Below are 22,993 nucleotides of genomic sequence, written 5' to 3' on the forward strand. Positions count from 1 at the left end.
GTGACGCCGGGGGTTTTTCTTGGCGCAGGGCGACTGAGAAGCGCGGCGACGCGCCTCAGCGGTGGTTCCAATCATTCCTGCAGAAGCGGCGCGGCGATGACAGGCGCGGCGGCCAAACGCGCGGCGACCTTCGCCGGAGCCGGCTCCTGCACGCGCAAGGGCGCTGAGGGCGGCGAGACAGAAACGCGGTCCGCCGGGGCTGATCGCGTCGGCTCCTGCAAGTCGACCGCCTCATAAGGCGGCAGCGGCGCATAGTCCGCGGGCATCGGCTCCAGATAATCCCGGTGGCGGTTCAGCCCCGCATCGCATCCTTCACAATGGTAGCTGGACGGCCCGTCACGCATCGCTGCGCTTGCATAGGCGCGATCCTCGAAGGATGACGTTTCCTCGGCGCCGGCCTCGCTCCAATACGCCGCCAGTTCGTCTGCACCGGTAGGGCGACCCGCCCCATTTGCCGTGACGAAATTGCCGAGCACCACGCCGCCGGTTCCGCCGGCCAACAAGACGGCGCCGATAAACCCCCATGTGCGTGCGCTGGTGTTCATGGTCCTGTCCCTTATCAGATCTCGCCTTCTCGGGCACTCCGCCGTGGGGGATGCTGTCTTTGGAACAAGTCCCCTCGCCGCCATTGGTTCCAGCGGCGCAAGTTTCAGCTATGATCGGCCTCGCTGGCGATTTAAGAGCCGCGCATGTGGCATCTCTATCAGTTTCCGCTCTGTCCCTTCTCGCGCAAGGTCCGCTTTCTCATGGCGGAAAAGGGCATCGTGTACGAGACGGTGCGCGAATCGCCCTGGGAAGGTCGGGATGAATTCCTCGATCTGAACCCTGCAGGCACCACGCCGGTGATCGTAGCTGATGACGGCCATGCGACGCTGGCGGACAGTCAGGCGATCTGCGAATATTTCGAAGAGACGGTGGACAAGTTCCCGCTGATCGCGGGCTCGGCGCTGGATCGCGCGGAAGTCCGCCGGCTGGTCGCCTGGCTGGACCAGATCGTCTATCGCGATGTCGTGGCGCCACTGCTCAATGAGCGGATGATCAAGCGGGTCGTCTCCCGCACCTCACCCGATGCCGGGGCGCTGCGCGAGGCGATGCGGCGGGCCAACACGCATATGGATTATCTCGATTATCTGCTCGACCATCGCAGTTGGCTGGCCGGCGGAACGATGAGTCTGGCGGACATCGCCGCCGCCGCGCACATCTCCGTCGCGGATTATCTCGGCGGCATCGACTGGGAAGGCCATGGCCAGACCAAGCGCTGGTATGCCGGCATCAAGTCACGCCCCTCCTTCCGCCCGCTGTTGGCGGAGCGGATGGAGATCGTGACGCCGCCTAAATATTACGATCAGCCGGACTTCTGAGCGCGCTCAATGCTCGGTTTCAGCCGCGATATAGACGCGGTTGCGACCATGTTCCTTAGCCAGATACAGGGCGCGATCCGCGGCCTTGAGCGCATCGCGCGGCTCGGTGTAGCCAAAGACATCCGCCACGCCCCCTGAGAAGGTCACGCGGTCCATGCGTTCGCCGGTCTTGCGGTCGACCAGATTGCGCTGCGCCATGTCGATGCGCGCATCGTCCACCACCTTGGCGGCCTCCGCGACGGTCAACCCCCGGAAGAGCATGACGAATTCCTCGCCGCCGTGGCGGGCGACATGGCATTTGTCGCCGGAAATCTTCGCGAGCAGGCCGGCAACGAACTTGAGCACGCGGTCGCCGGCATCATGGCCATGCGTATCGTTGATGACCTTGAAATGATCGATATCGCAGAAGGCGACACACAGGGATTCGCCATCTTCGCGCGCCTTGACGGCTTCCTCGCGCAGCGTGTTTTCGAAGGCGCGGCGGTTCGGGAGGCCGGTCAGATGATCCTGCTCGGCCGCCTTGCGGGCGCTCTCCAGGTTCTTCTGCAGCAGCCGCGTCTGCGTCTGCCCCTCACGCATCTTGCTTTCGACTTCGCGCGTCTTCTCGATCATGCTGCGGGTGAGCAGAATGAGATTGCCCAGCGCTTCCCCGGCATCCGACTGCTCCAGCGAGGCCGCCTGCTTCTGCAAGGCGACGCCGAAATCCTTGGCGGACGTGCTGGACTGATCGACAATGCCGGTGATCTGATCAAGATTGGCCTCGACCTTCTTGAGCATGTCGGCCAGCGTATCAGGGGTCAGTTCCTCGGCCCGCTGGTCGACGATGATCTGCTCGACCGCGCCGTTGGTGAGCTTCCCGCGCTCCATCAGGATCGCGCGGACCGCCTTTTCCACGGCGATGTCGTTGCCGGTGATGTAATCCAGCGCCAGCCCGAAGTTGAGCGGCGTCAGATCGAGATCATGGGCGAAGAGAAAGCTGCCGACTTCTTCATAGATCATCTTGCGCCGCTCGCTCTCGCGGCGAAGATGCGCATTGCCTTCCTCGCGCCGAGCCCCCTCGACGACGTGCGCGCTTTCGGACGCACCTTCCGTGATGCCCAGAATGCGGCCCAACCGGGCCAGCTTCCCACCAAAACTCTCAGACGGCACTTGCGCGGCAGACATGCCTGATCTCCTCCAACGCCGCCCTTCTAGCCGGCTGTGGTAAACAAAGCTTTGAAGGTGACGGGCTGAATTGCGACTGAAATGCAAAAAGCTGTCAGGCGGTCAGACCAGATCGCCCAGCAGCAATTTGGGCCGACTGCCGCTTTCGCCCCGCGCTTCCGCCATGAACCGATCCTTGAGCGGCCCGAGCTTCTGCACGGCGGACAAGCCCAGCCGACGGATCGCCGAGACCGGTCGGCCGGGCACATCGAACAGGCGGACGAGGCCATCCATCATGATCGTCACGCTCAGCGCGTCCAGCGCCCGCCAGCGCTGGTAGCGGGCGAGCAGTTGTGCATCGCCCGGCTCCATGCCGGTGCGCATGCCTTCCACGATCACCTGGGTGAGCGCCGCGACATCGCGATAGCCAAGGTTGACCCCCTGGCCGGCGATCGGATGGATGCCGTGGGCAGCGTCACCCACCAGCGCCAGCCGCTCGTCGATGATCCGGGCAGCGCGGTGATAGCCGAGCGGGTAACTCTGCATGGGCGCCGCGAGGCGGATTCGGCCGAGGAAATTCCCCATCCGCTTTTCCGCCTCCGCCAGCCAGGCGTGCTCGCCGAGCTTGAGATAGGCCGCCGCGTGCTTTGTCGGCACCGTCCAGACGATGGCCGAGCGATTGCCCGGCAGCATCGGCAGCAGCGCGAACGGCCCGCCCGGGTAGAAGATTTCATAGGCGGTGTTGCCGTGCGGATCGTCATGCTCGATGGCCGTGACCAGCGCGGTGTGGGGATAATCCCATTTCGCCACTGTGATGCCAGCCGCCGCACGCGTCGGGCTGCCCCGGCCTTCCGCGCCGACGAGCAGGCTCGCGCCGATCTCGGCGCCGCTTTCCAGCCGCACGCGCACGCCATGCGCATCCCGCACTGTCTCCACGGCCCGGTCGGGCTGGAAGCGCACGATGTTGGCCGCGTCCGCCGTGGCCTCGATCGCGGCCCGCAGCTCGCGATTCTCGACCATGAAGCCCATGGCGCCATCATCGGGATCGGGCGCGAAATCGAGCGCGCCGCCGGTCAACCCCTCGCTCACCCAGATCCGGTCGATCGGGCAGGTCTTGCCGGCGAGGCGCGGCGCGATGCCGATGGCCTCGAACTGGCGCCAGCTTGCCGAGGAAATCGCGGAGGTGCGTCCGTCGAAACTTTGCGCCGGTACGCGCGCGGGCGCCGCCGGATCGACAATGGCGCTGCGCACGCCATGTCGTTCGAGTGCGACGGCCAGCGTCAGCCCGACAAGACCGCCGCCCAGAATGATGACATCATAGCGTTGCATGGGTCCATTCTAGCGAGCCCGGAGGGCGAAGGCGACTGCCCATTGGAGAAAAGCCCGCGCCTACCAAGACCGGGCTGGTCTCCGCTCACATCAGAAGGCGAGTTGCGCGCTGTCCATGGCCGCAATGTCCGCGGCGCGGCGGTAACGGAACACCGTGGCCGGCGGCACGTTGCGCACGATGGTGCCGATCCGCTCCACGCCCAGATCGAGCGCATCGGCGACCGACTCGGCCAGCGGCGGGCGTGGCGAATAAGTGAACTGGATGAACGCGCCGCCGGGCCGCAGCAGCCGGAAGGCCTCGCTGACGATCGCGCTCTGCAGGGTCTTGCTCATCGCCAGCAGCGGCAGGCCGCTAATCACGCACTGATAGGCACCCTCGCCGCCCGTGCATTGGCCGAGCACGGCCTGAGCCGGCGCCTCGATGATCGAAACGCCCGCAAAATCGCGCCGCAGGTTGCGCGCAAAACCGGGGTTGATCTCGACCACTTCCAGATGCGTGCGCGGCAGGCCGGTCGCCAAAATCTGCCGGGTGAGCGCGCCCGTGCCGCCGCCGAACTCCATGACGAGGCCGCCTTGCGGGTCGATCTGCGAGGCCATCAGCCGGCCAAGATGCGGGCTGCTCGGCACGATGGAGGCCGTCTGGCGCGGTTTGCGCAGCCAGGCGTGAAGGAATTTCAGATAATCCCCGGCGCTTGACCGACGATCGGTCAGTGCGGAACTCTTGCTCGCCATCGCCCCTCGCTCGCTTGTCACGGAACCGTCTCACTAGTGCGCCATGGGGGCGCTGGGAAGAGGCAAGATGGGGGTGATCGATCGGCTTTGTGCGCCGCTCGTCCTGAAAAGCACAGGGACCGGCTGGTCAGTGCGTCACATGCCGCACGGCCGCGAGAAGACGCTCCGGATCGAACGGTTTGACCAGCCAGCCCGTCGCGCCGACTTGCCGCGCACGGGCGCGCTTTTCCTCGCTATATTCAGTGGTCAGCACCAGCACCGGCCGGTCGACATGGCGCCTGCCCTGCGCCCGCAACGTCTCGATGAAGCCGAAGCCATCGAGCCGGGGCATGTTGATGTCCGTGATGACCAGATCGGCCTCATTGGCCTCCAGCCAGTCGAGCGCGGCCTGGCCGTCCTCGGCCTCGACCACCTCATAGCCGCCGCCGGTCAGCGTCATGCGCAGCAACGCCCGCATGCTGCGGCTGTCATCGACTGTCAGAACCTTCGGCATGCTTGTGCGACCTTCTGCCCGTTCGAGCGAAGTCACGCCATAAGGGTGGCAGCGTTTACAAATCGTCGACAGCGCAGACCGGTGACGGCCCGGCCCAGTCAGATTTCTGCGTTGATCACCCAGTCGTGGAACATGCGCACCGCGCGCTTTTCCATGGCTTTCGGGCGGCAGACGAAGAAATAGCGATAGGGGCTTTCGACATGATAATCGAACAGCCGCACGATCCGGGGGTCATGCGCTTCCTTGAAATGGCGCCCGTGCATCGCGGCGATGCCGAGTCCTTGCGCCGCCGCCTCCAGCATCAGCGCGCCCGAATCATAATAGTCGATCGACGCCGGCGTTAGATTCGGCAGGCCGACCGCCTCCTTCCAGACGTCGAACGTCGCCGACATGTCGCGGTGAACCAGCAGGGTCTGGCGGGCGATGTCCTCAGGGCGCGTGACCGGCCGGGGGCCTTCCAGCAAGGTTTTCGACCCGATGAGGTAGACAAGATCGCGATCCAATTCGCGACCGTATAGCGAGGGATCCACATCCCGCGCCAGCACGATGGCCGCGTCCAGCCCTTCGCCCAGGCGCGCGATGGCATTGGGGCTGGTATCCACGTCCAGATGGAGATCGGGATGCTGCTTGTGTAGCTCGCCCAGCCGCGGGAACAGGCGTTGGCTGGCGAACAAGGGCAACATGCCCAGCCGCACCCGCATCGTCCGCGCGCCGCCGGTAGCACTCTCGATAGCCGCACCTAGCGCATCGAGGGCGGGCGCGATCTCCTTGATCAGGGCATGGCCGTTCTGATTGAGTTCCAGCTGCTGGTGTTTGCGCTCGAAGAGGTTGTAGCCGAGAAATCGCTCGAGCGCCTGGATGCGGCGGCTGAGCGCGGGGGCTGACAGAGCCAGTTCCTCGGCCGCGGCCTTTACCGAGCCGGTGCGCGCGACCTGCACAAAAGCCTCAAGGGCGGTGAGAGGGGGAAGCCTGCGCATCGATGTTTAACGGGACCCAAGTTTATGCTGCATTGCACAACTATGCCGCAAGCGTTCAGCCGACGCCAGCGCGTTTTGAGCCTTTGTTATCTCAACGCTATCCGCGACGCGCCGCCAGCCGCCAGAGCCGTTCGACAGGCCCCTGCCCCATCGATCGCCGCCAAAGGACCGACCAGGCGAGCATGACGGTCCACATCGCCAGCACGACCAGCAAAAGCTGCGTCCGTGTCAGCGCCCCGAACAGCCCTCCGCCATAGCCGTAGAACAGGCCGGTCATCAGCAGGCTGGTGAGCAGGTAATTGGAGAGCGCCAGCCGGCCAATCGTTGCAATGGCCCGAACCAGCGGCGCCTGCGGATATTGCGCCGCCAGTCCCATCGCCAGCGCGGCCAGAGCGACGGCCAGGGGCAGACGCAGCGGCACCGACCAGCCGAACAGGGCCGCCTGCGCCGCGAGCGGATCGCCCGACAGCAGCACCCAGATGCCAAGGCCCGCCATCGGCACCAGCCCGACCAGCATCGCCCGGTGCCATGTCGCGCGATATTGGGGGACCGGCCACTGGCCCGCCATGAAACCGCCCTTGAGCATCGCCATGCCGAGCGCGATGAAGGCCAGACATTCGGGCCAGGAATAGAGAATCTGATTCAGCGCCGCCCGCGGCGCGGCGCCGATCCGCTCGGCAAAAATGCCAGCATAGCCACCAGTATAGAGCGCGATCTCATTGGCAACCGCCCGGCTCGCCCCCATGCCGGCCGAGTCCGCATAGGCCTGCCAATGCTCGACGATGGTCGGTGCGGCTCCCGGTGCCAGCGCTGCCGCGCGGAGCGAGAAGGCGGGCCACACCGCCACCAGATTGATCACCCACTGAAGCAACAGCAGTCCCAGCGCGAGCTTGATCAGGCCGAGCGTCTCGAACCGGATGAACAGGGTGGCGATCAGGCCGCACAGGGCCAGCTGGACGAGGATATCGCCCGACCAGAGCAGCAGATAATGCGCGAGGCCAATGGGCAACAGGCACAGCATCCGCCGGCGATGCGCCTGCAGCCCGTCCCGCCCGCTCATCTCTGCCGATTCGATCACCAGCAGGATGGACGCACCCAGCAGCATCGCGAAAATCGCACGCATCTTGCCATCGACCAGCAGGAAGGTCGCGAACCAGGTCGCCAGATCCGCTGGCCCTTGCGTCCCCACCGTGAACGGGTTGAACCCCGCCGCAGAGGGCAGCCCGAAGGTTACGATATTGCCGAGCAGGATGCCCATCACGGCGCACCCCCTCAGAAAATCCAGTCCCTCGATCCGAAAGCCCTCATCGGCCATGCGCTGTGCTGTCCCGGTTGCGGGCCGGGCGCATGAGCGGGCCGGCGCCTTGTTCGATTGGTCGTTGCTCTATCGCCTTTTGGCGTGACGTCCACCCCAAGCTGGTGCATTCGCGCGGCGATGGTCAGCGACTGCAAGACACGCATCGGCGCCGCATTCGGCGCGGCGGCGCCCCGCTACGAGGGCGATGCCGGCGTGCACCGCCATGTCGCCATGCGCCTGCTCGACTTTGCGACGGGCGGCACCGACACCGCTGCCCGCGATCCGGCGAGGGTGCTGGAGATCGGCTGCGGCACCGGCCTGCTGACGCGGCTGATTGCGCAGCGCTGGCCGAATGCGGCCGTCACCGCCACCGACATCGCGCCCGGCATGATCGCGGTGATGCGTGAGGCCGGCAGCCCGGCGCGGCTGCTGGTGATGGATGGAGAACGCCCGGATCTGGGCGCCGAACGCTTCGACCTCATTCTCTCCAGCCTCGCCTTCCAGTGGTTCGAGGATTTGCCGGCAGCCCTCGCCCGCCTGCACGGCCTTTTGGTGCCGGGCGGCAGCCTCTGCTTCGCCACGATGGGCGCCGAGAGCTTCAGTGACTGGCGCGCAGCCCATGCGCGCGAAGGGCTGGTCTGCGGTCTGCGCGACTATCCGAGCCGCGATGAGGTGGCCGCGATGGCGCAGGCTTTGGGCCAGTGCGATCTTGCCGAGGAGCTGGTTCCGCTGCACGCGCCTGGCGGGCTGGCGCTGGCCCGGCATTTCCACGCCATCGGCGCGCGGGTGCCGCAGCCCGGCTATCGCCGCCTCGCGCCCACTTCGCTCCGCCGCGTGATGGCGCGGTTCGATGCGGATGGCGGAGCTTCAAACTACCACATAATCTATGGCAGGCTGTGGCATGACTGATCGACCCACCCTGCGCAGGGCAGTAGCCGAGGATGCCGAAGCCCTGGCGAGGCTGAAGCTTACCTGCTTTCGCGAGACCTTTCTGGAGGACTTCGCGGTCCCCTATCCGCCCCATGACCTCGCCCGGTTCGAAATTGAAGCCTATGGCACGCAGGCCGTCGCCCGCGAACTGGCGGACCCGACCCACGGCAGCTGGGTGTGCGCCACTCCCGGCGGAGAGCTGGTCGCCTACGCCCATGCCGGGCCGAGCAAGCTGCCGCACCCCGAGGTCAACGCGCACTCCGGCGAACTCTATCAACTCTACGTCCGTCGCGGCCATCAAGGGTACGGGTTGGGAGGCGCCTTGCTGAAAAGCGCGCTGGATTGGCTTGCAGAGCGCTATCCGGGGCCAAGCTGGCTGGGCGTCTGGTCCGGCAATGACCGGGCGCAGGCAGTCTACGCGGCCGCCGGCTTCTACAAGGTCGGCGATTATCTGTTCCACGTTGGTGACCACCGCGACGAGGAATATATTCTGCGCCGCGACTGAAAGCGATGCAGCGTTTCTGCCGCCCGACGAACCGCAGCCCCGTTTAGAGTTTTGCCATAGTTCGGCGCCTAGCCTGCGCCAGAACGACACGGTGCCAAAAGCCGTGGCAAAGCTTGGAACGGACGGACAAGATGCGGGCTGCAGAAATCCTCAACAGGTCGGACGTGCCGCGCGGACAGCGGATATGGATGGGGCTCGCCTCAAGCCTGCTGGCGCTCTCGCTGGCCGGCTGCGGTGGCAGTGACAGCGGCGGTGGCGGTGGCGGATCGACGCCGATCACGGTCGCGCCGACACCAACCCCCACGCCGGCGCCAACCCCGGCGCCCACACCCACGCCAAGTCCTACGCCGACGCCGACCCCAACGCCGACAAGTTGGACGGCGGCGGCGGCCGCGCTCTACGATACGCAACCGAATGTCGCCTCGTGCAACACCGGCGTGCTCAAGACCAGCGTGCGGATGGACATGCTGGCCAAGGTGAACGCGGTGCGCGCGCTGCATGGGCTTCCCGCCGTCGTTTACGCGGCGTCTGCCAATCAGGGCGTCGACGATTCCTCGCTCATGATGGCCGCGAACAGGACGCTCGACCACAATCCTCCACCCACATGGACATGCTACACGACCGCAGGTCGCGACGCCGCTGCCTCGGGCAATCTCATCGGCGGATGGGGGTCATTGCCATGGCGGACCGAAGACGATCTGCTGGCGGGATGGATGACGGAGCGCAATAGCCTCTCGATCGGCCACCGTCGCTGGATCCTGAACCCCTTCCTCGGTCAGATTGCTTATGGGCGGTCCGTGTATCAGCTGCCTTCGGGCGAACGCGCAGATGGCGCGACGATGAAGGTCTTTGGTTTCAGCACCAGCGTCGCGGCACCAGCCCCGAGCAGCCTGCCCGATTTCATCGCCTATCCGCAGGGCAACTATCCGCAGCGCTACTTCGGCGCGAGCGACATTCTCTCGTTCACCGTGCTCGCCAACAAGACCGGGGCCTATGGCGCCAACGGAAACGTCGGGTTTAGCGGCGCCATCATCACGGTCAGCAGCGGTGGCACGAGCCTGCCTGTCACCAACGTGAAGTATGACAATGACGGATATGGGGTGCCGAACAACATCGAGTGGCGCGTGACGGGCCTGCAGGCCAACACGACCTACACCGTCAAGATTGTAGGCATCACCGGCGCCCCGCAGAGCGGCTACGAATACACATTCCGCATGGTGCCCTGACCCGGCCGCATGGTGCCCTGAGCCGGCGCCGACGGGCGCCGGTCAGGCGTCCATCAGCGCCGGGAAGAAGCCTTCATGCGCGGTGCGCAGATCGGCCAGTGCGACCGAGTGATCGCTCTCCGGCAGCTCGAAGATGATGCGATTGGCAATGGTGCGACCCAGCCGCGCGACCGTGACGCCCCGTGCCTCGGCATGGCTGAGCATCTCGACCAGCGCCGCATCGCGCACCGTCACGACATACAGGCCCTGATCCTCGGCGAAATAGGTTTCCGCCGTCGTGCCGGCCAGCGGCTGATCGAGGATCGCGCCGATGCCGCTGGCAAGCGCCATCTCCGTCACCGCGACCGCGACGCCGCCATCCGACACGTCATGACAGGCCGTGATGGCGCCGCACCGAATGGCCTCGCGGACGAAATCGCCGGTCCGGCGCTCGGTGGCGAGATCGACCGGCGGCGGCGGCCCCGCATCGCGGCCTTCCAGCCCATGCACCTGCCGCAGCCAGAGCGACTGGCCGAGCGATCCCGTGCGCTCCCCGACGAGGAAGATGATGTCGCCCACGTCCTTGAACGCGATGGTGCACATCCGCTCGACATCCGGCAGCAGGCCGACGCCGCCAATGGCCGGGGTGGGCAGGATCGCGCTGCCGCCGCCCGTCGCCTTCGACTCATTGTAGAGCGAGACGTTGCCCGACACGATGGGATAATCGAGCGCCCGGCAGGCCTCGCTCATGCCCTCGAGACAGCCGACGATCTGGCCCATGATCTCCGGGCGCTGCGGATTGGCGAAGTTGAGGCAGTTGGTGATGGCGAGCGGCTGTCCGCCCACCGCCGTGATGTTCCGCCACGTCTCGACCACCGCCTGGCGACCGCCCTGCACCGGATCGGCATAGCAATAGCGCGGCGTGCAGTCGGTGCTCATCGCCAGCGCCTTCTTGGTGCCGTGCACGCGCACGACGGCCGCGTCACCACCCGGCGCCTGCGCGGTGTCGGCGCCGACCATGTGGTCATATTGCTCCCAGATCCAGCGGCGCGACGCGAGATCAGGCGAGCCCATCAGCGTGAGCAGATCGGCGGCCGGGTCCTTGCTGTCCGGCGTGCTGGCGAGCGGCGCGAGCGGCGGGGTCGGCACATGCGGGCGATCATAGAGCGGGGCGTCGTCGGCCAGCGGGCCGAGCGGGATGTCACATACGGTCTCACCATGGTGGACCAACACCATCCGCCCGGTATCGGTCACTTCGCCGATGACCGCGAAATCCAGCTCCCATTTGTGGAAGATCGCCTCGGCAAAGGCCTCCTTGCCGGGTTTGAGCACCATGAGCATCCGCTCCTGGCTCTCCGAGAGCATCATCTCATAGGCGGTCATGCCGGTTTCGCGCTGCGGCACCTTGTCCATGTCCAGCCGGATGCCGACGCCACCCTTGGACGCCATTTCCACCGACGAGCTGGTCAGGCCTGCCGCGCCCATGTCCTGAATCGCGACGATGGCGTCAGACGCCATGAGTTCAAGGCACGCCTCGATCAGCAGCTTTTCGGTGAACGGATCGCCGACCTGAACGGTGGGCCGCTTTTCTTCTGAATCCTCGCCGAAATCGGCCGAGGCCATGGTGGCGCCATGGATGCCGTCGCGCCCGGTCTTGGAGCCGACATAGACGATCGGATTGCCGACGCCGGAGGCTGCGGAATAGAAGATCTTGTCCGTCTCAGCGACGCCCACCGTCATCGCGTTGACGAGGATGTTGCCATCATAAGCGGCATGGAAATTGGTCTCGCCACCGACCGTCGGCACGCCCACGCAATTGCCGTAACCGCCAATGCCCCGCACCACGCCGGAGATGAGGTGCTTCATGCGCGGATGATCGGGCCGCCCGAAGCGCAGCGCGTTCATGTTCGCGATCGGGCGCGCGCCCATGGTGAACACATCGCGCAGGATGCCGCCTACGCCGGTCGCCGCGCCCTGATAGGGCTCGATGTAGCTCGGGTGGTTATGGCTCTCCATCTTGAAGATGGCCGCCTGCCCATCGCCAATGTCGATGACACCGGCATTCTCGCCAGGGCCGCAGATCACCCAGGGCGCCTCGGTCGGCAACTTCTTCAGGTGGATGCGGCTGGACTTGTACGAGCAGTGCTCGCTCCACATCACCGAGAAGATGCCAAGCTCCGTGATATTCGGCTCGCGGCCGATGGCGTTGACAACGCGCTCATATTCCTCGGGAGTGAAACCGTGTTCGGCGACGATTTCGGGGGTGATGCCTGAGGCGCTTGGGGTGGTGCTGGTCGACATGAGCGGCCTTTATCGCCGCCAGCGGGCGGGCACAACCGCCCGATCGGCCCTCGTAACGAAAAAGGCCGACCCTCTCGGGTCGGCCATTCTTTGAGCATCGGCCCGCCAGGGCGGACCGTGCGGTTGAACCAAGATCAGCCGATCAGCCCGCCTTGCAGGCCTGGCCGTTATACGTGACCGTCTCGCCGGCGCCTTCCAGCTTCGTCGCGCCATCGGCGGAAACGAAGGGCTGGCCGGCTTCCGGTGCCTTGAGACCGGTGATCGGACCGCCGCGTTCGGTGCGCAGGTTCGCCGTCACATCGTCCGTCATGAAGTCGACGAAGATCAGGCTGTTGTCCTTGCAGCGATAGGTGGTGCTGGCACGGAGCATGGGAGGCAGGGCGACGTTACCGGCATTAGCCAGTTCCGCAGCCATCGGGTCATTCGTGCCAGTGTTGAAGGTTTCAGGCTCGGACTTGCACGCAGACAAGGCGAGCGCGGCCGCGCAGAGCGCGATTGAGGGGTATGTGAGGGTTTTCATAGCCCCGCGGCTATTGCGATTCGCTCCCGCGAGGTCAACTTGATTTGCGTGACAATACGCCATTTTTCGGGGGAGCGCTGAGAGCACGCTTGACCCTGTGGGGGAGCCGGGTCAATGCATGGGCATGGCAGACGAGACCGATAGCGGCACCCTCAGCTTCGAGGACGCGCTCAAGCGCCTGGAGGCGATTGTCCAGCAACTGGAGCGCGGCGACGTGCCGCTGGACCAGTCCATCACCCTCTATCGCGAGGGCGAGGATCTGCGGCTGCAATGCCAGAAGCGGCTCGATGCCGCCGAGGCCAAGATCCAACAGATTAAGGCAAGCGCCGATGGGTCCGCCGCCCGGACGGCCCCTTATCCCAGTGAATGATCCGCTGATGCGCGAGGACGCCGGAACCCGGCTCGAAACCGCCCTGACGGAGATTGCGCAAGCCATCGACGTGCAGTTCGACCGGCTGCTGCCGGTGCCGGAGGACCAGCGCGCGCGGCTTTATGAAGCGATGCGCTATAGCGCCATTGGCGGCGGCAAGCGCCTGCGCCCGCTGCTGGTGAAGGCAAGCTGCGACCTCTTCAACATCGGCTGGGAAAGCGCGGTACGCGCCGGCCTCGCCGTCGAGTGCATCCACGTCTATTCGCTGATCCACGACGATCTGCCCGCGATGGACAATGACGATATGCGGCGCGGCAAGCCGACGGCCCATCGCGCCTTCGATGAGGCAACGGCGATCCTTGCCGGCGACTGCCTGCACGATCTCGCCTTCGCCGTGCTGGCGGACGAGCGCACCCATGCCGATGCGACCGTACGCTGCGAACTGATCGCGGCCCTCGCCCAGGCCAGCGGCCCGGCGGGCATGGCCGGCGGGCAGATGATGGACCTTGTCGCTGAAACGACGCCGTTCGATCTGCCGGCGATCACGCGACTGCAATTGCTCAAGACCGGCGCGCTCATTGTCTTCTGTCTGGAAGCCGGCGCCATTTTCGCGCGGATTCCCGAGGAGCGACGCACCAGCCTGCGCGGCTATGCGCATGATGTCGGCCTCGCCTTCCAGATCGCCGACGATCTGCTGGACATTGAGGGGGATGCGGATGTGACCGGAAAGGCCGTGGGCAAGGACGCCGCCGCCGGCAAGGCCACCTTCGCCTCATTGATGGGCGTGGAAAAGGCGAGGCAACAGGCATCCCTGCTGGTGGCGCAGGCCAAGGACCATCTGCGCGATTTTGGCGAGGAAGCCGATCTGCTGCGCGACATTGCCGATTTCGCGATCAGCCGCAGCTATTAAGGACGCGCACATGGTTCACCGCATTGGCCTTTATCCGGGAACCTTCGACCCTATTACGCTCGGCCACATGGACATCATCCGGCGCGGATCGAAGCTGGTCGATAGGCTGGTGATCGGCGTGACGACCAATCCCAGCAAGTCGCCTTTGTTCACGCTGGACGAGCGGCTGGCGATGATCCGGCGGGAATGTGCGGAAATCGATGCGGATATCGACGTGCGGCCCTTCGATTCGCTGCTGATCGATTATGCCCGCTCGGTCGGCGCCTCGCTCATCCTGCGCGGCCTGCGCGCGGTGGCGGACTTCGAATATGAGTATCAGATGGCCGGCATGAACCAGTATCTCGACGCCAGCATCGAGACGGTGTTCCTGATGGCCGACGTTGCGCTACAGCCCATTGCCTCGCGCCTGGTCAAGGAAATCGCAGGGCTGGGCGGCGACATCGGCAAGTTCGTTTCGCCCGGTGTTCGCACCGATGTGATGGCCCGGCTCGGCATGAGCGTCGACGTCGGCAGCGCAGACGAGACTTGACGGGTCATCACTGGTTCAGCCATGCGACGCTAGGTGGCGGCCGGGCCCGGTTCGGCCGTGAAATGAGGATGGACGACATGCGTGTTACCCGACTGTTTGGCTCCGGCATTGCGCTTGCCGCCGCCTGCGGCCTCATGCTGGCCGGCGCCAACGCCGCTCAGGCCCAGCCGGGCGGCGGTGCGGAGGATGCCCTGGCGAAGGCCGAGATGGCGGCCCGCGCGCAGAAGGATGCCGACGCCCTGCGCGAGGACGCGGAGAAGTCCACGGACAAGCCGCTCGTCGCGATGACGCCGGTCACGCCGGAGAACACCTGGGTGCTGACCCTCTCAGACGGCGCCACCGTGCGCATCCTGCTCCGCCCGGACGTGGCCCCCGGCCATGTCGAGCGCATCAAGACGCTGACGCGGGAAGGCTTCTACAATGGCCTCAAGTTCCACCGCGTGATCGATGGCTTCATGGCCCAGGGCGGCGACCCCAAGGGCGATGGCACCGGCGGATCGCCCCTGCCGGACCTCAAGCAGGAGTTTAGCTGGCTGCCGCACATGCGGGGCACCGTCTCCATGGCGCGCGCGCAGAGCGATGACAGCGCCAACAGCCAGTTCTTTATCATGCTGATGCCGCGTATGCAGCTCGACCACAAATATACGGTTGTGGGCCGGGTGATCGATGGCATGGCCGGTGTCGACCAGATCGCCAAGGGCGAGCCGCCGGCCCAGCCGACGACCATCGTGCGCGCATATATCCAGAGCGATCAGCAGGCCGCCGCACCGGCCAGCACCAACCCGGCCAGCTGAGCCTTCCGGTACGCGTAGGGAATCACCGGCCAGCCGCATCGCGCTGACCGGCACTTGTTCAACGCCTGGCACAGGCGCTAAGGGCGCCAGCCATGCGCGTTGACCTTTTCGATTTCGACCTGCCGCCCGAGCGGATTGCCCTGCGTCCGGCCGCCCCCCGCGATGCGGCCCGGATGCTGGTGCTCGAAGGCCAGGACGGGGGCCTGCACGATATGGGCGTGCGCGATCTGCCGACCGTGCTGCGCGCTGGCGACTGCCTTGTCTTCAACGATACGCGCGTCATCCCCGCCCAGTTGGAGGGGCAACGCGGCGAAGCGAAGGTGGGCGTCACGCTTCACAAGCGCCTCGGCCCGCGTGACTGGCAGGTCTTTGTGCGCAATGCCAAACGGGTTCGGCCCGGCGACAACATCGCCTTTGCGCAAGGCGTGCAGGCACAGGCCGGCGAGCGGGACGCGGATGGCGGCATGACGCTCAGCTTCCTCGGCGACGAACCGGTGGAGCTGCTGCTCGAACGCGCCGGCCAGATGCCCCTGCCTCCCTATATCGCCAGCAAGCGGCCCACCGACCAGCAGGACCGCGAGGACTATCAGACGATGTTTGCGCAGGAGCCGGGTGCCGTCGCGGCGCCCACAGCAGCCCTGCACTTCACGCCCGGCCTCGTCGCAGCGCTCGCCCAGGCCGGTATCGGGCAGGCTACGCTTACCTTGCATGTCGGTGCCGGCACCTTCCTGCCGGTCAAGGCCGACGATACCGACGAACACCGCATGCATGCCGAATGGGGGCGGATCGATCAGGCGACGGCGGATCGGCTGAATGCGGTCCGCGCCAAAGGGGGGCGACTGATCGCGGTGGGCACGACCAGCCTGCGCCTCCTCGAAAGTGCCACGGGGGAAGATGGCATCATTCGGCCGTTTGCGGACGAGACGCGCATTTTCATCACGCCCGGCTATCGCTTCCGCGCCATTGACGGGCTGATGACCAATTTTCACCTGCCGCGCTCGACATTGTTCATGCTGGTCAGCGCGCTGATGGGGCGTGAGCGGATGCAGGCGGCCTATGCTCACGCGATCGCGCAGGGTTATCGCTTCTACAGCTACGGCGATGCGAGCCTGCTGCTCCCCTGAGGGCGGGCAGCGGGGCGCCTAGATCAGCCCGAGCCGGCCGAGATCGGCCGCCAGCTGATCGGGCAGCATGTCGCCGCCCTCGCCATCTCCCATGTCCGGCGGCGCATCCTCGTGAGCCAGATAGCGCCAGCCCTGATGGGCGCGCTTGGGCCTTGGCACGACGGGGATTAGACGCGGGGCGAGGCGGATCCACTGCCGCCCGTCCGGCCGCGCCTCGAACCCGAGAAGCGGACTGCGCCCGACGATCTGATGCGCCAGTACCCAATAGAGCGACCCGCCGGCCATCTCCTCATGCCGCTTGGGCAGATAGCGTGTCGTCAACCGCGCCTCGCCACCCTCTCCGGCCTGTGCATGGCTTTCCAGCCACTCCCGCAAGGTGGCGGCGCTCTCCGATTGGAAGGCGATCTTGGTCATATGAAGCGGCATGATGCCGATCTAGGGCGTGATGGCGGATTCGCAATGGTGGGAAGCGGTGGGGCGGGAGCGGTGGTTGGTTGCCTGGTTCCGCGTCCGCCACCCAAGCGGTTAGCGAAGCAGTTAGGTTATCGAGGGCGGGCGTATTCTACCCTCTCCCCCTGAGGGAGAGGGATGCGCAGACTTGGCAGCGTGCTGCCTAGTCGAAGCTGGGAGAGGGGGTCAGCGATCCGCTGGATCGCGCGGATCAACGATCCGCCACCCCTCATCCAACTCCGCCTAGCCGCCTATTGGCGACAAGGCTGCGTATCCTTCTCCCTCAAGGGGAGAAGGTTGAAGACTTGGCAGCAATGTCGTCCTGTTCGCTTAGACGCTTTGCTGCCGCGCAGCAGTCAGATCGCCACCGAAGCGCTCTCCTGACCCGCTATTGGCACGACCTCTGCCACCACCCGGAGCCCCACAATAGTTTGGCTTCGGCCTGCTAAAGCAAGCGTCGGTTGCGGGCTTGGGTACTCGAACGCATCTACCACCCATGGCGCACTCTGAGTCCTTTACGGCCGGCACGGTCTATCTCGTTGGCGCAGGTCCGGGCGATCCTGATCTGCTGACGGTGCGTGCTGCCCGTTTGATCGGCCGGGCGAGCCTGATCGTGCATGACGGTCTGGTCGATGCCGCCATCCTCGCTCTGGCTTCGCCGGAGGCGGAGCTGATCTCAGTCGCCAAGCAACGCTCGCGCCATTCGATGAAGCAGGAGGCGATCAATTCGCTGCTCGTCGGCGAGGCGCTTTCGGGCCGTGACGTCGTGCGCCTCAAGGGCGGCGATCCCTTCATTTTCGGCCGTGGCGGCGAAGAGCTGGAGGCCTGCCGCGAGGCTGGTGTGCGCTGCGAGGTCGTGCCCGGCATCAGCGCGGCGGTCGGCGGCGGCGCCAGTGCCGGCCTGCCACTCACGCATCGCGAGGATGCCAGCATCGTCAGCTTCGTCGCGGGGCAGTGCAAGGGTCTTTCCGAGCAGAATTGGGTCGGCCTTGCCGGGCCGGGCCGCACGCTCGTCATCTATATGGGCCTCGCGACCAGCCAGGATATTGCCGAGAAGCTGATGCGCGACGGGCTCTCGCCCTCGACGCCGGTCGCGGTGATCGAGAAAGCGACGCGCCCGGATCAGCGCGTGCTGCGCAGCCTGCTTGCCGATCTGGGCGACCTCGTGGCGCGCGAGGCGGTCGAAAGTCCGGCGCTGATCGTGGTGGGCGAGGTCGTGCGGCATGCCGATGCGCTCGATTGCCTGCCGCTTGGATCATTTCACATTCAGCACAGCACAGGTGCGGGGAGCCACTGACGACATGAATATCCTGACCGGCAATGATCTCGCCACCGGCGACGTCATCTGGTGGACTGGCCAAGGCTGGTCCATCCATGTGAACGACGCCGTAGACGTCGGCGAGAAGGGCGCGGAAATCGCCCAGGCCGAAGCCGCCGCGCGTCGCGTGAACGAAGCCTATGTGATCGACGGCGAGCAGGATGGTGTGGGCAATATCCGCCCCGCCCACATCAAGGAGCGCATCCGCGCGCTCGGCCCGACCGTGCGCCTCGACTTGAGCCTCAAACCCGCCGATCCCAATGCCGGCAACTGGGTGATCTGACATGTACCAATATGACACTTACGATCAGGCGATGGTGGATGCCCGCGTTGCCGAATTCCGCGACCAGACGCATCGCCGCCTCGACGGGCAGCTGAGCGAGGCGCAGTTCCGCCCGCTCCGCCTGATGAACGGCCTGTATCTCCAGCTGCACGCCTATATGCTGCGCGTCGCCATCCCCTATGGCACGCTCTCGGGCAAGCAGATGCACATGCTCGCCCACATCGCGCGCAAATATGACCGCGATTACGGCCATTTCACCACCCGCCAGAACATCCAGTATAACTGGATCAAGCTGGCGGACGCGCCGGACATTCTCGCCGATCTCGCATCGGTGGAGATGCACGCCATCCAAACCAGCGGCAACTGCATCCGCAATATTTCGTCTGACCAATATGCCGGCGTCTCGGCCGATGAGGTCGCCGATCCGCGCCCGCTGGCCGAGCTGCTGCGCCAATGGTCGAGCTTCCACCCGGAGTTCACCTATCTGCCGCGCAAGTTCAAGATCGCGGTGATCGCGAGCGCAGAGGATCGCGCGGCCATGCGCCTGCATGACATCGGCATCGAGCTGGTGAAGAAGGATGACGAGATTGGCGCCCGCGTGTTCGTCGGCGGCGGCATGGGCCGCACGCCGATGGTCGCGCCGGAAATCCGCGACTTCGTGCCCTTCGCCGAAATCGTCTCCTATCTGGAGGCGTGCCTGCGGGTCTACAATCGCCACGGCCGGCGCGACAACAAGTACAAGGCGCGGATCAAGATCCTCGTCCACGAAATGGGCCGGGAGGAATATACCCGCCAGGTCGAGGAAGAGTTCGCGCATATGAAGACGCTCGGGCTCGATCCGCCGCTCGCCGAACTGGCGCGCATTGCCGATCACTTCGCGCCGCCGGCCTATGAGACCGGTCTTTCGGACGAGATCGACCTCTCCGACCGGGATTTCGCGGCCTGGGTGAGCACGCAGGTGAAGCCGCACAAGGTGCCGGGCTATGCCATCGTCAACATCAGCCTCAAGCCCATTGGCGGCATTCCGGGCGATGCCTCCTCCGCGCAGATCGACCTGATGGCCGACCTGGCCGAAAAGTACAGCTTCGATGAGCTGCGCGTCACTCACGCCCAGAACATCGTGCTGGCGCATGTCAAGAAGGCGGATCTCTATGCGCTGTGGAAGGCGCTGGAAGAAGCCGATCTCGGCACCGCCAATCTCGATCTCATCAGCGACATCATCGCCTGCCCGGGCCTGGATTATTGCAGCCTTGCCAATGCGCGCTCAATCCCGGTCGCGCAGAAGATCGCGCAGCGTTTCTCCGATCTCGATCGGCAGAAGGAGCTGGGCGAGCTGAAGCTGAAGATCAGCGGCTGCATCAACGCCTGCGGTCACCACCATGCCGGCAATATCGGCATTCTCGGCGTCGACCGGAAGGGTGTGGAGAATTATCAGCTCCTGCTCGGCGGTTCCGGCGCGGACGATGTCAGCCTTGGCCAGATTACTGGTCCTGGTTTCGACGAGAACGGCATTGTCGATGCGGTCGAGAAGGCCACCAACGTCTATCTCGCCAACCGGCAGGAGGGCGAGCGCTTCGTCGACACCTTCCGCCGGATCGGCATGGCCCCGTTCAAGGAGGCACTTTATGCTTGAATATCTGTCCCTGCGTGAAGGCGGCGAGGCAGCCGAACTGCCCGCCGTGACGCTGGAGGCCTTTTCCGGCCAGAGCAATTCGGCCGCCGTGCGCATCGAGCCGGGCGAGGACGCCCGCGAGTTGCTGCCGCATCTGGACCGCGTGGCGCTGGTGGAAGTGAACTTCCCCGTGTTCGGTGACGGACGCGGCTATTCGGCGGCGCGCATCCTGCGTGAGGCTGGCTATGCCGGCGAGTTGCGCGCGGTGGGTGATGTCGCGGTCGATCAGATCAGCCATATGGTTCGCTGTGGGTTTGACAGCTTCCGGCCGGACAAGCCGCTCGACCCTGCGCTGATCGAGGCAGCGCTCAACCGCTTCCCCGGCGTCTATCAGAAGACCGTCGATCCGCGCGCGCCGATCTGGGCGCAGCGCCACGGAGCAAGCAATGGCTGAAGCCGCTCGCCAGATCGACCGGATCGACGCCGCCCCGCGCTGGACGCAGGCGGATGCGGACGCGCTCAACGCGCGCTTCGCGGGCGTGGATGCGGGCACGATGCTCAAGACGCTGTTCGCCGAGGATGCGCTCGGCACGGTCGCCGTCGTCTCCTCCTTCGGCACGGAAAGCGCGGTGCTGCTCCACCTCATCGCACAGGCGGACAAGAGCGTACCGGTGATCTTCGTCGACACCCTCAAGATGTTCCCGGAAACGCTGGACTATCGCGATACGCTGATCCGCACCCTCGGCTTCACCGATAGCCGCGTGGTCGAACCGAAGGCCGACGTGCTGGCGGCGAAGGACGACAAGGGCCTGCGCTGGTCCTACGACCCCGATGGCTGCTGCGAAATCCGCAAGGTCGAGCCGCTGGCCCGCGCCAAGCAGGGCCTTGATGCGTGGATTAGCGGACGCAAGGCCTTCCAGTCCGTGACGCGCCAGAATCTGCCGCGCTTCGAGATCGAGGACGGGCGCCTGAAGATCAATCCGCTGGGTGATTGGGACAAGGCGGCGCTGGAAGCCTATTTCACCGCGCACGACCTGCCCCGCCATCCGTTGGAAGCACAGGGCTATCTCTCGATCGGCTGCGAACCCTGCACCAGCAAGGTGATGCCGGGCGAAGACCCGCGTGCCGGCCGCTGGCGCGGCTGGGACAAGGTGGAATGCGGTATCCACACCAGCTCGACGCCGCTGGCGGACCCCGAAGACCCGGCGAACCAGCCCGCGTTTTGAGGGGAAGCTCTGCGTCGAAAGCCTCGGGGCCTGTCCGGGATCGCCGCTTCATCTATCGTCACCCCGGGCTTGACCCGGGGTCCAGCTTTCCCTTCGGCACTGCCTGCTCCCCGCAGAGCTTCGCAGAAGCAGAGACAGTCGATCACACCAGAGAGAAGCGGACCCCGGGTCAAGCCCGGGGTGACGGCGGGAATTGAGGGGAATTCATCCAACCCTTCCGTTTAGCGCCGCCGGCAGCTAGGCCGTAGGAACCTTCACCCCGATCGCCGCCCCAGCCGAAAGCCCCCATGCCCACCTCCCCCACCCCCTATGACGCCATCATCCTGGGCGCCGGCGCAGCGGGGCTGATGTGCGCGGCGGTGGCCGGGCAGCGGGGGCGCAAGGTGCTGCTGCTCGATCATGCCGATGAGCCGGGCAAGAAAATCCTCATTTCCGGTGGCGGGCGGTGCAACTTCACCAATCTCCACACCGCGCCGGATCGCTACCTCTCCAGCAATCGCCATTTCGCCAAATCGGCGCTCAGCCGCTACACCGCGCAGGATTTCCTCGCGCTGGTCGAGCGCTACGGCATCGCCTGGCACGAGAAGACGTTGGGGCAACTCTTCTGCGACGGTAGCGCGCGGCAGATCGTCGCCATGCTCCTGGAGGAGTGCGCGAAGGGCGCTGTCGACATCGCCTGCGCCTGCCCGATCCGGGAGGTCACCCATGCGGATGGCCAGTACCACGTCGACACGCCGCGCGGCATCGCGACCGCGCCGGCGCTGGTCATCGCCACCGGCGGGCCGTCCATTCCCAAGATGGGCGCGACCGGCTTTGCCTATGATCTTGCCCGCCAGTTCGGCCTCAAGATCGTGCAGCCGCGCCCGGCGCTGGTGCCGCTGACCCTCAGCGGTGACGATGCGCTGTTTCGCGAGCTGTCCGGCGTCTCGGCCGATGTCGTCGCCCGCACCGGCAAGACGCGCTTTCGCGAGGCGGCGCTGTTCACACATCGCGGCCTCTCCGGTCCGGCGATTCTGCAAATCTCCTCCTACTGGCGCCATGGCGAGGGCGTTGGCATCGATTTTCTGCCCGATCATCCGCGCGACTGGCTGCTTGCCGCCAAGCGCGAGGCCCCGCGCATGACCCTGCGCCGCCTGCTCCGCGCCGCGCTGGCGGAGCGCCTCGCGGACCGGCTGGCGGCCGATCTTGCGCTGGAGGCGGAGCTCGGCAACCTGCCCGACCGCGCCCTTGCCGCCGCACAAGCGCGTCTGGCGGACTGGACGTTCATGCCCAATGGCAGCGAAGGCTATGCCAAGGCGGAGGTGACAGCGGGCGGCGTCGATACCGCCGGCCTCTCCTCGCAGACGATGGAGGCCAAGGCGGTTCCGGGCCTGTATGTGATCGGTGAGGCGGTGGATGTGACCGGCTGGCTGGGCGGCTATAATTTCCAGTGGGCCTGGGCCAGTGCCCATGCGGCAGGACAGGCGGTTTAAGTCCACTGCACCATCATCACACCCACGTGCTCCTGCGAAGGCAGGAGCCCAGGGCGGAGAAGCCGGTCGATTGCGCCCTGGGTTCCTGCCTTCGCAGGAACACAATGTCAGC

Annotated in this window: 25 protein-coding genes; 15 read left to right on the forward strand and 10 right to left on the reverse strand. The window is 65.8% G+C overall.

All coding sequences use genetic code 11. From position 1 onward, the window contains the following. Positions 1–71 precede the first annotated feature (71 nt). A complete protein-coding gene (locus M2333_RS10495; RefSeq protein ID WP_264611713.1) occupies positions 72–545 on the reverse strand; it encodes a hypothetical protein in 474 nt (157 codons plus the stop codon). Positions 546–689: 144 nt separating this feature from the next. Between M2333_RS10495 and M2333_RS10500 the strand changes: the two genes are divergently transcribed. After that, positions 690–1,361: a glutathione S-transferase family protein gene (locus M2333_RS10500; RefSeq protein ID WP_181558743.1), complete on the forward strand. Its 672-nt coding sequence runs from the start codon at positions 690–692 to the stop codon at positions 1,359–1,361. Between the two features lie 6 nt (positions 1,362–1,367). Here the strand turns inward: M2333_RS10500 and M2333_RS10505 are convergent, their stop codons facing one another. From M2333_RS10505 to M2333_RS10530, 6 genes are all read right to left on the reverse strand, one after another. Continuing rightward, positions 1,368–2,525: a sensor domain-containing diguanylate cyclase gene (locus tag M2333_RS10505; RefSeq protein ID WP_264605748.1), complete on the reverse strand. Its 1,158-nt coding sequence runs from the start codon at positions 2,523–2,525 to the stop codon at positions 1,368–1,370. A gap of 102 nt (positions 2,526–2,627) precedes the next feature. Continuing rightward, positions 2,628–3,833: an FAD-dependent monooxygenase gene (locus M2333_RS10510; protein WP_264574475.1), complete on the reverse strand. Its 1,206-nt coding sequence runs from the start codon at positions 3,831–3,833 to the stop codon at positions 2,628–2,630. A gap of 90 nt (positions 3,834–3,923) precedes the next feature. Then, positions 3,924–4,565, reverse strand: a complete 642-nt coding sequence (locus M2333_RS10515) for a class I SAM-dependent methyltransferase (protein WP_181558740.1) — start codon at positions 4,563–4,565, stop codon at positions 3,924–3,926. A gap of 127 nt (positions 4,566–4,692) precedes the next feature. Further along, positions 4,693–5,058, reverse strand: coding sequence for a response regulator (locus M2333_RS10520; RefSeq protein WP_181558739.1), 366 nt, complete (start codon positions 5,056–5,058; stop codon positions 4,693–4,695). A gap of 98 nt (positions 5,059–5,156) precedes the next feature. Continuing rightward, on the reverse strand, positions 5,157–6,035 hold the full coding sequence (locus M2333_RS10525; RefSeq protein WP_181558738.1) for a LysR substrate-binding domain-containing protein: 879 nt from the start codon (positions 6,033–6,035) through the stop codon (positions 5,157–5,159). A 97-nt stretch (positions 6,036–6,132) separates the two neighbouring features. Continuing rightward, positions 6,133–7,350, reverse strand: a complete 1,218-nt coding sequence (locus M2333_RS10530; RefSeq protein ID WP_264611714.1) for a DUF418 domain-containing protein — start codon at positions 7,348–7,350, stop codon at positions 6,133–6,135. A gap of 84 nt (positions 7,351–7,434) precedes the next feature. Here M2333_RS10530 and M2333_RS10535 point away from each other — a divergent pair, with 84 nt between their 5' ends. From M2333_RS10535 to M2333_RS10545, 3 genes are all read left to right on the forward strand, one after another. After that, positions 7,435–8,241: a methyltransferase domain-containing protein gene (locus M2333_RS10535; RefSeq protein WP_264611715.1), complete on the forward strand. Its 807-nt coding sequence runs from the start codon at positions 7,435–7,437 to the stop codon at positions 8,239–8,241. Next, a complete protein-coding gene (locus M2333_RS10540; RefSeq protein ID WP_264611716.1) occupies positions 8,234–8,767 on the forward strand; it encodes a GNAT family N-acetyltransferase in 534 nt (177 codons plus the stop codon). The genes M2333_RS10535 and M2333_RS10540 overlap by 8 nt, the downstream gene beginning before the upstream one ends. A 131-nt stretch (positions 8,768–8,898) precedes the next feature. After that, on the forward strand, positions 8,899–9,993 hold the full coding sequence (locus tag M2333_RS10545) for a CAP domain-containing protein (protein ID WP_264611717.1): 1,095 nt from the start codon (positions 8,899–8,901) through the stop codon (positions 9,991–9,993). Positions 9,994–10,035: 42 nt separating this feature from the next. On the opposite strand, the gene purL is transcribed toward M2333_RS10545, so the two are convergent. Both purL and M2333_RS10555 read right to left on the reverse strand, forming a co-directional pair. Further along, positions 10,036–12,273, reverse strand: a complete 2,238-nt coding sequence (gene purL / locus M2333_RS10550; protein ID WP_264611718.1) for a phosphoribosylformylglycinamidine synthase subunit PurL — start codon at positions 12,271–12,273, stop codon at positions 10,036–10,038. Between the two features lie 142 nt (positions 12,274–12,415). Continuing rightward, on the reverse strand, positions 12,416–12,793 hold the full coding sequence (locus M2333_RS10555) for a hypothetical protein (protein WP_181558733.1): 378 nt from the start codon (positions 12,791–12,793) through the stop codon (positions 12,416–12,418). A gap of 124 nt (positions 12,794–12,917) precedes the next feature. Here M2333_RS10555 and M2333_RS10560 point away from each other — a divergent pair, with 124 nt between their 5' ends. From M2333_RS10560 to queA, 5 genes are all read left to right on the forward strand, one after another. Beyond that, the gene (locus M2333_RS10560) at positions 12,918–13,163 is read left to right on the forward strand and encodes an exodeoxyribonuclease VII small subunit (RefSeq protein WP_264611719.1); all 246 of its coding nucleotides are present in this window, start codon (positions 12,918–12,920) and stop codon (positions 13,161–13,163) included. 7 nt (positions 13,164–13,170) lie between these two features. Beyond that, positions 13,171–14,073 carry a polyprenyl synthetase family protein gene (locus M2333_RS10565; protein WP_264611720.1) on the forward strand — a complete coding sequence of 301 codons (903 nt, stop codon included), beginning with the start codon at positions 13,171–13,173 and terminating at the stop codon, positions 14,071–14,073. 10 nt (positions 14,074–14,083) lie between these two features. Next, a complete protein-coding gene (gene coaD, locus M2333_RS10570) occupies positions 14,084–14,602 on the forward strand; it encodes a pantetheine-phosphate adenylyltransferase (RefSeq protein ID WP_264611721.1) in 519 nt (172 codons plus the stop codon). 77 nt (positions 14,603–14,679) lie between these two features. Then, on the forward strand, positions 14,680–15,396 hold the full coding sequence (locus tag M2333_RS10575; protein WP_264611722.1) for a peptidylprolyl isomerase: 717 nt from the start codon (positions 14,680–14,682) through the stop codon (positions 15,394–15,396). A 92-nt stretch (positions 15,397–15,488) separates the two neighbouring features. Then, positions 15,489–16,520: a tRNA preQ1(34) S-adenosylmethionine ribosyltransferase-isomerase QueA gene (queA, locus tag M2333_RS10580; RefSeq protein WP_264611723.1), complete on the forward strand. Its 1,032-nt coding sequence runs from the start codon at positions 15,489–15,491 to the stop codon at positions 16,518–16,520. 18 nt (positions 16,521–16,538) lie between these two features. Here the strand turns inward: queA and M2333_RS10585 are convergent, their stop codons facing one another. Continuing rightward, positions 16,539–16,946: a DUF1489 family protein gene (locus M2333_RS10585; RefSeq protein ID WP_264572045.1), complete on the reverse strand. Its 408-nt coding sequence runs from the start codon at positions 16,944–16,946 to the stop codon at positions 16,539–16,541. Positions 16,947–17,466: 520 nt separating this feature from the next. On the opposite strand from M2333_RS10585, the gene cobA reads away from it, so the two are divergent. From cobA to M2333_RS10615, 6 genes are all read left to right on the forward strand, one after another. Continuing rightward, positions 17,467–18,267, forward strand: a complete 801-nt coding sequence (gene cobA, locus M2333_RS10590) for a uroporphyrinogen-III C-methyltransferase (RefSeq protein ID WP_264592748.1) — start codon at positions 17,467–17,469, stop codon at positions 18,265–18,267. Positions 18,268–18,271: 4 nt separating this feature from the next. Beyond that, on the forward strand, positions 18,272–18,571 hold the full coding sequence (locus tag M2333_RS10595; protein WP_264611724.1) for a DUF2849 domain-containing protein: 300 nt from the start codon (positions 18,272–18,274) through the stop codon (positions 18,569–18,571). Position 18,572: 1 nt separating this feature from the next. Further along, on the forward strand, positions 18,573–20,204 hold the full coding sequence (locus M2333_RS10600; protein ID WP_264611725.1) for a nitrite/sulfite reductase: 1,632 nt from the start codon (positions 18,573–18,575) through the stop codon (positions 20,202–20,204). Beyond that, complete coding sequence (locus M2333_RS10605) at positions 20,197–20,637, forward strand: DUF934 domain-containing protein (RefSeq protein WP_264574461.1); 441 nt, start codon at positions 20,197–20,199, stop codon at positions 20,635–20,637. Before M2333_RS10600 ends, M2333_RS10605 begins: the two co-directional genes overlap by 8 nt. After that, on the forward strand, positions 20,630–21,409 hold the full coding sequence (locus M2333_RS10610) for a phosphoadenylyl-sulfate reductase (RefSeq protein WP_264574460.1): 780 nt from the start codon (positions 20,630–20,632) through the stop codon (positions 21,407–21,409). The genes M2333_RS10605 and M2333_RS10610 overlap by 8 nt, the downstream gene beginning before the upstream one ends. Before the next feature lie 287 nt (positions 21,410–21,696). Beyond that, positions 21,697–22,881: an NAD(P)/FAD-dependent oxidoreductase gene (locus M2333_RS10615; protein WP_264611726.1), complete on the forward strand. Its 1,185-nt coding sequence runs from the start codon at positions 21,697–21,699 to the stop codon at positions 22,879–22,881. The last annotated feature ends 112 nt before the right edge of the window (positions 22,882–22,993 follow it).

Source organism: Sphingobium sp. B11D3B, from assembly GCF_025961735.1.
GTDB lineage: Bacteria > Pseudomonadota > Alphaproteobacteria > Sphingomonadales > Sphingomonadaceae > Sphingobium.

What these genes read in the sequence shown, in the direction of transcription:
- M2333_RS10540 (WP_264611716.1), top strand. Translation starts at nt 8,234, where the DNA reads ATGACTGATCGACCCACCCTGCGCAGGGCAGTAGCCGAGGATGCCGAA.
- cobA (WP_264592748.1), top strand. Translation starts at nt 17,467, where the DNA reads ATGGCGCACTCTGAGTCCTTTACGGCCGGCACGGTCTATCTCGTTGGC.
- M2333_RS10525 (WP_181558738.1), bottom strand. Translation starts at nt 6,035, where the DNA reads ATGCGCAGGCTTCCCCCTCTCACCGCCCTTGAGGCTTTTGTGCAGGTC.
- queA (WP_264611723.1), top strand. Translation starts at nt 15,489, where the DNA reads ATGCGCGTTGACCTTTTCGATTTCGACCTGCCGCCCGAGCGGATTGCC.
- M2333_RS10530 (WP_264611714.1), bottom strand. Translation starts at nt 7,350, where the DNA reads ATGGCCGATGAGGGCTTTCGGATCGAGGGACTGGATTTTCTGAGGGGG.
- M2333_RS10605 (WP_264574461.1), top strand. Translation starts at nt 20,197, where the DNA reads ATGCTTGAATATCTGTCCCTGCGTGAAGGCGGCGAGGCAGCCGAACTG.
- M2333_RS10495 (WP_264611713.1), bottom strand. Translation starts at nt 545, where the DNA reads ATGAACACCAGCGCACGCACATGGGGGTTTATCGGCGCCGTCTTGTTG.
- M2333_RS10585 (WP_264572045.1), bottom strand. Translation starts at nt 16,946, where the DNA reads ATGCCGCTTCATATGACCAAGATCGCCTTCCAATCGGAGAGCGCCGCC.
- M2333_RS10560 (WP_264611719.1), top strand. Translation starts at nt 12,918, where the DNA reads ATGGCAGACGAGACCGATAGCGGCACCCTCAGCTTCGAGGACGCGCTC.
- M2333_RS10500 (WP_181558743.1), top strand. Translation starts at nt 690, where the DNA reads ATGTGGCATCTCTATCAGTTTCCGCTCTGTCCCTTCTCGCGCAAGGTC.
- coaD (WP_264611721.1), top strand. Translation starts at nt 14,084, where the DNA reads ATGGTTCACCGCATTGGCCTTTATCCGGGAACCTTCGACCCTATTACG.
- M2333_RS10595 (WP_264611724.1), top strand. Translation starts at nt 18,272, where the DNA reads ATGAATATCCTGACCGGCAATGATCTCGCCACCGGCGACGTCATCTGG.
- M2333_RS10575 (WP_264611722.1), top strand. Translation starts at nt 14,680, where the DNA reads ATGCGTGTTACCCGACTGTTTGGCTCCGGCATTGCGCTTGCCGCCGCC.
- M2333_RS10545 (WP_264611717.1), top strand. Translation starts at nt 8,899, where the DNA reads ATGCGGGCTGCAGAAATCCTCAACAGGTCGGACGTGCCGCGCGGACAG.
- M2333_RS10515 (WP_181558740.1), bottom strand. Translation starts at nt 4,565, where the DNA reads ATGGCGAGCAAGAGTTCCGCACTGACCGATCGTCGGTCAAGCGCCGGG.
- M2333_RS10510 (WP_264574475.1), bottom strand. Translation starts at nt 3,833, where the DNA reads ATGCAACGCTATGATGTCATCATTCTGGGCGGCGGTCTTGTCGGGCTG.
- M2333_RS10610 (WP_264574460.1), top strand. Translation starts at nt 20,630, where the DNA reads ATGGCTGAAGCCGCTCGCCAGATCGACCGGATCGACGCCGCCCCGCGC.
- M2333_RS10600 (WP_264611725.1), top strand. Translation starts at nt 18,573, where the DNA reads ATGTACCAATATGACACTTACGATCAGGCGATGGTGGATGCCCGCGTT.
- purL (WP_264611718.1), bottom strand. Translation starts at nt 12,273, where the DNA reads ATGTCGACCAGCACCACCCCAAGCGCCTCAGGCATCACCCCCGAAATC.
- M2333_RS10565 (WP_264611720.1), top strand. Translation starts at nt 13,171, where the DNA reads ATGCGCGAGGACGCCGGAACCCGGCTCGAAACCGCCCTGACGGAGATT.
- M2333_RS10520 (WP_181558739.1), bottom strand. Translation starts at nt 5,058, where the DNA reads ATGCCGAAGGTTCTGACAGTCGATGACAGCCGCAGCATGCGGGCGTTG.
- M2333_RS10505 (WP_264605748.1), bottom strand. Translation starts at nt 2,525, where the DNA reads ATGTCTGCCGCGCAAGTGCCGTCTGAGAGTTTTGGTGGGAAGCTGGCC.
- M2333_RS10555 (WP_181558733.1), bottom strand. Translation starts at nt 12,793, where the DNA reads ATGAAAACCCTCACATACCCCTCAATCGCGCTCTGCGCGGCCGCGCTC.
- M2333_RS10615 (WP_264611726.1), top strand. Translation starts at nt 21,697, where the DNA reads ATGCCCACCTCCCCCACCCCCTATGACGCCATCATCCTGGGCGCCGGC.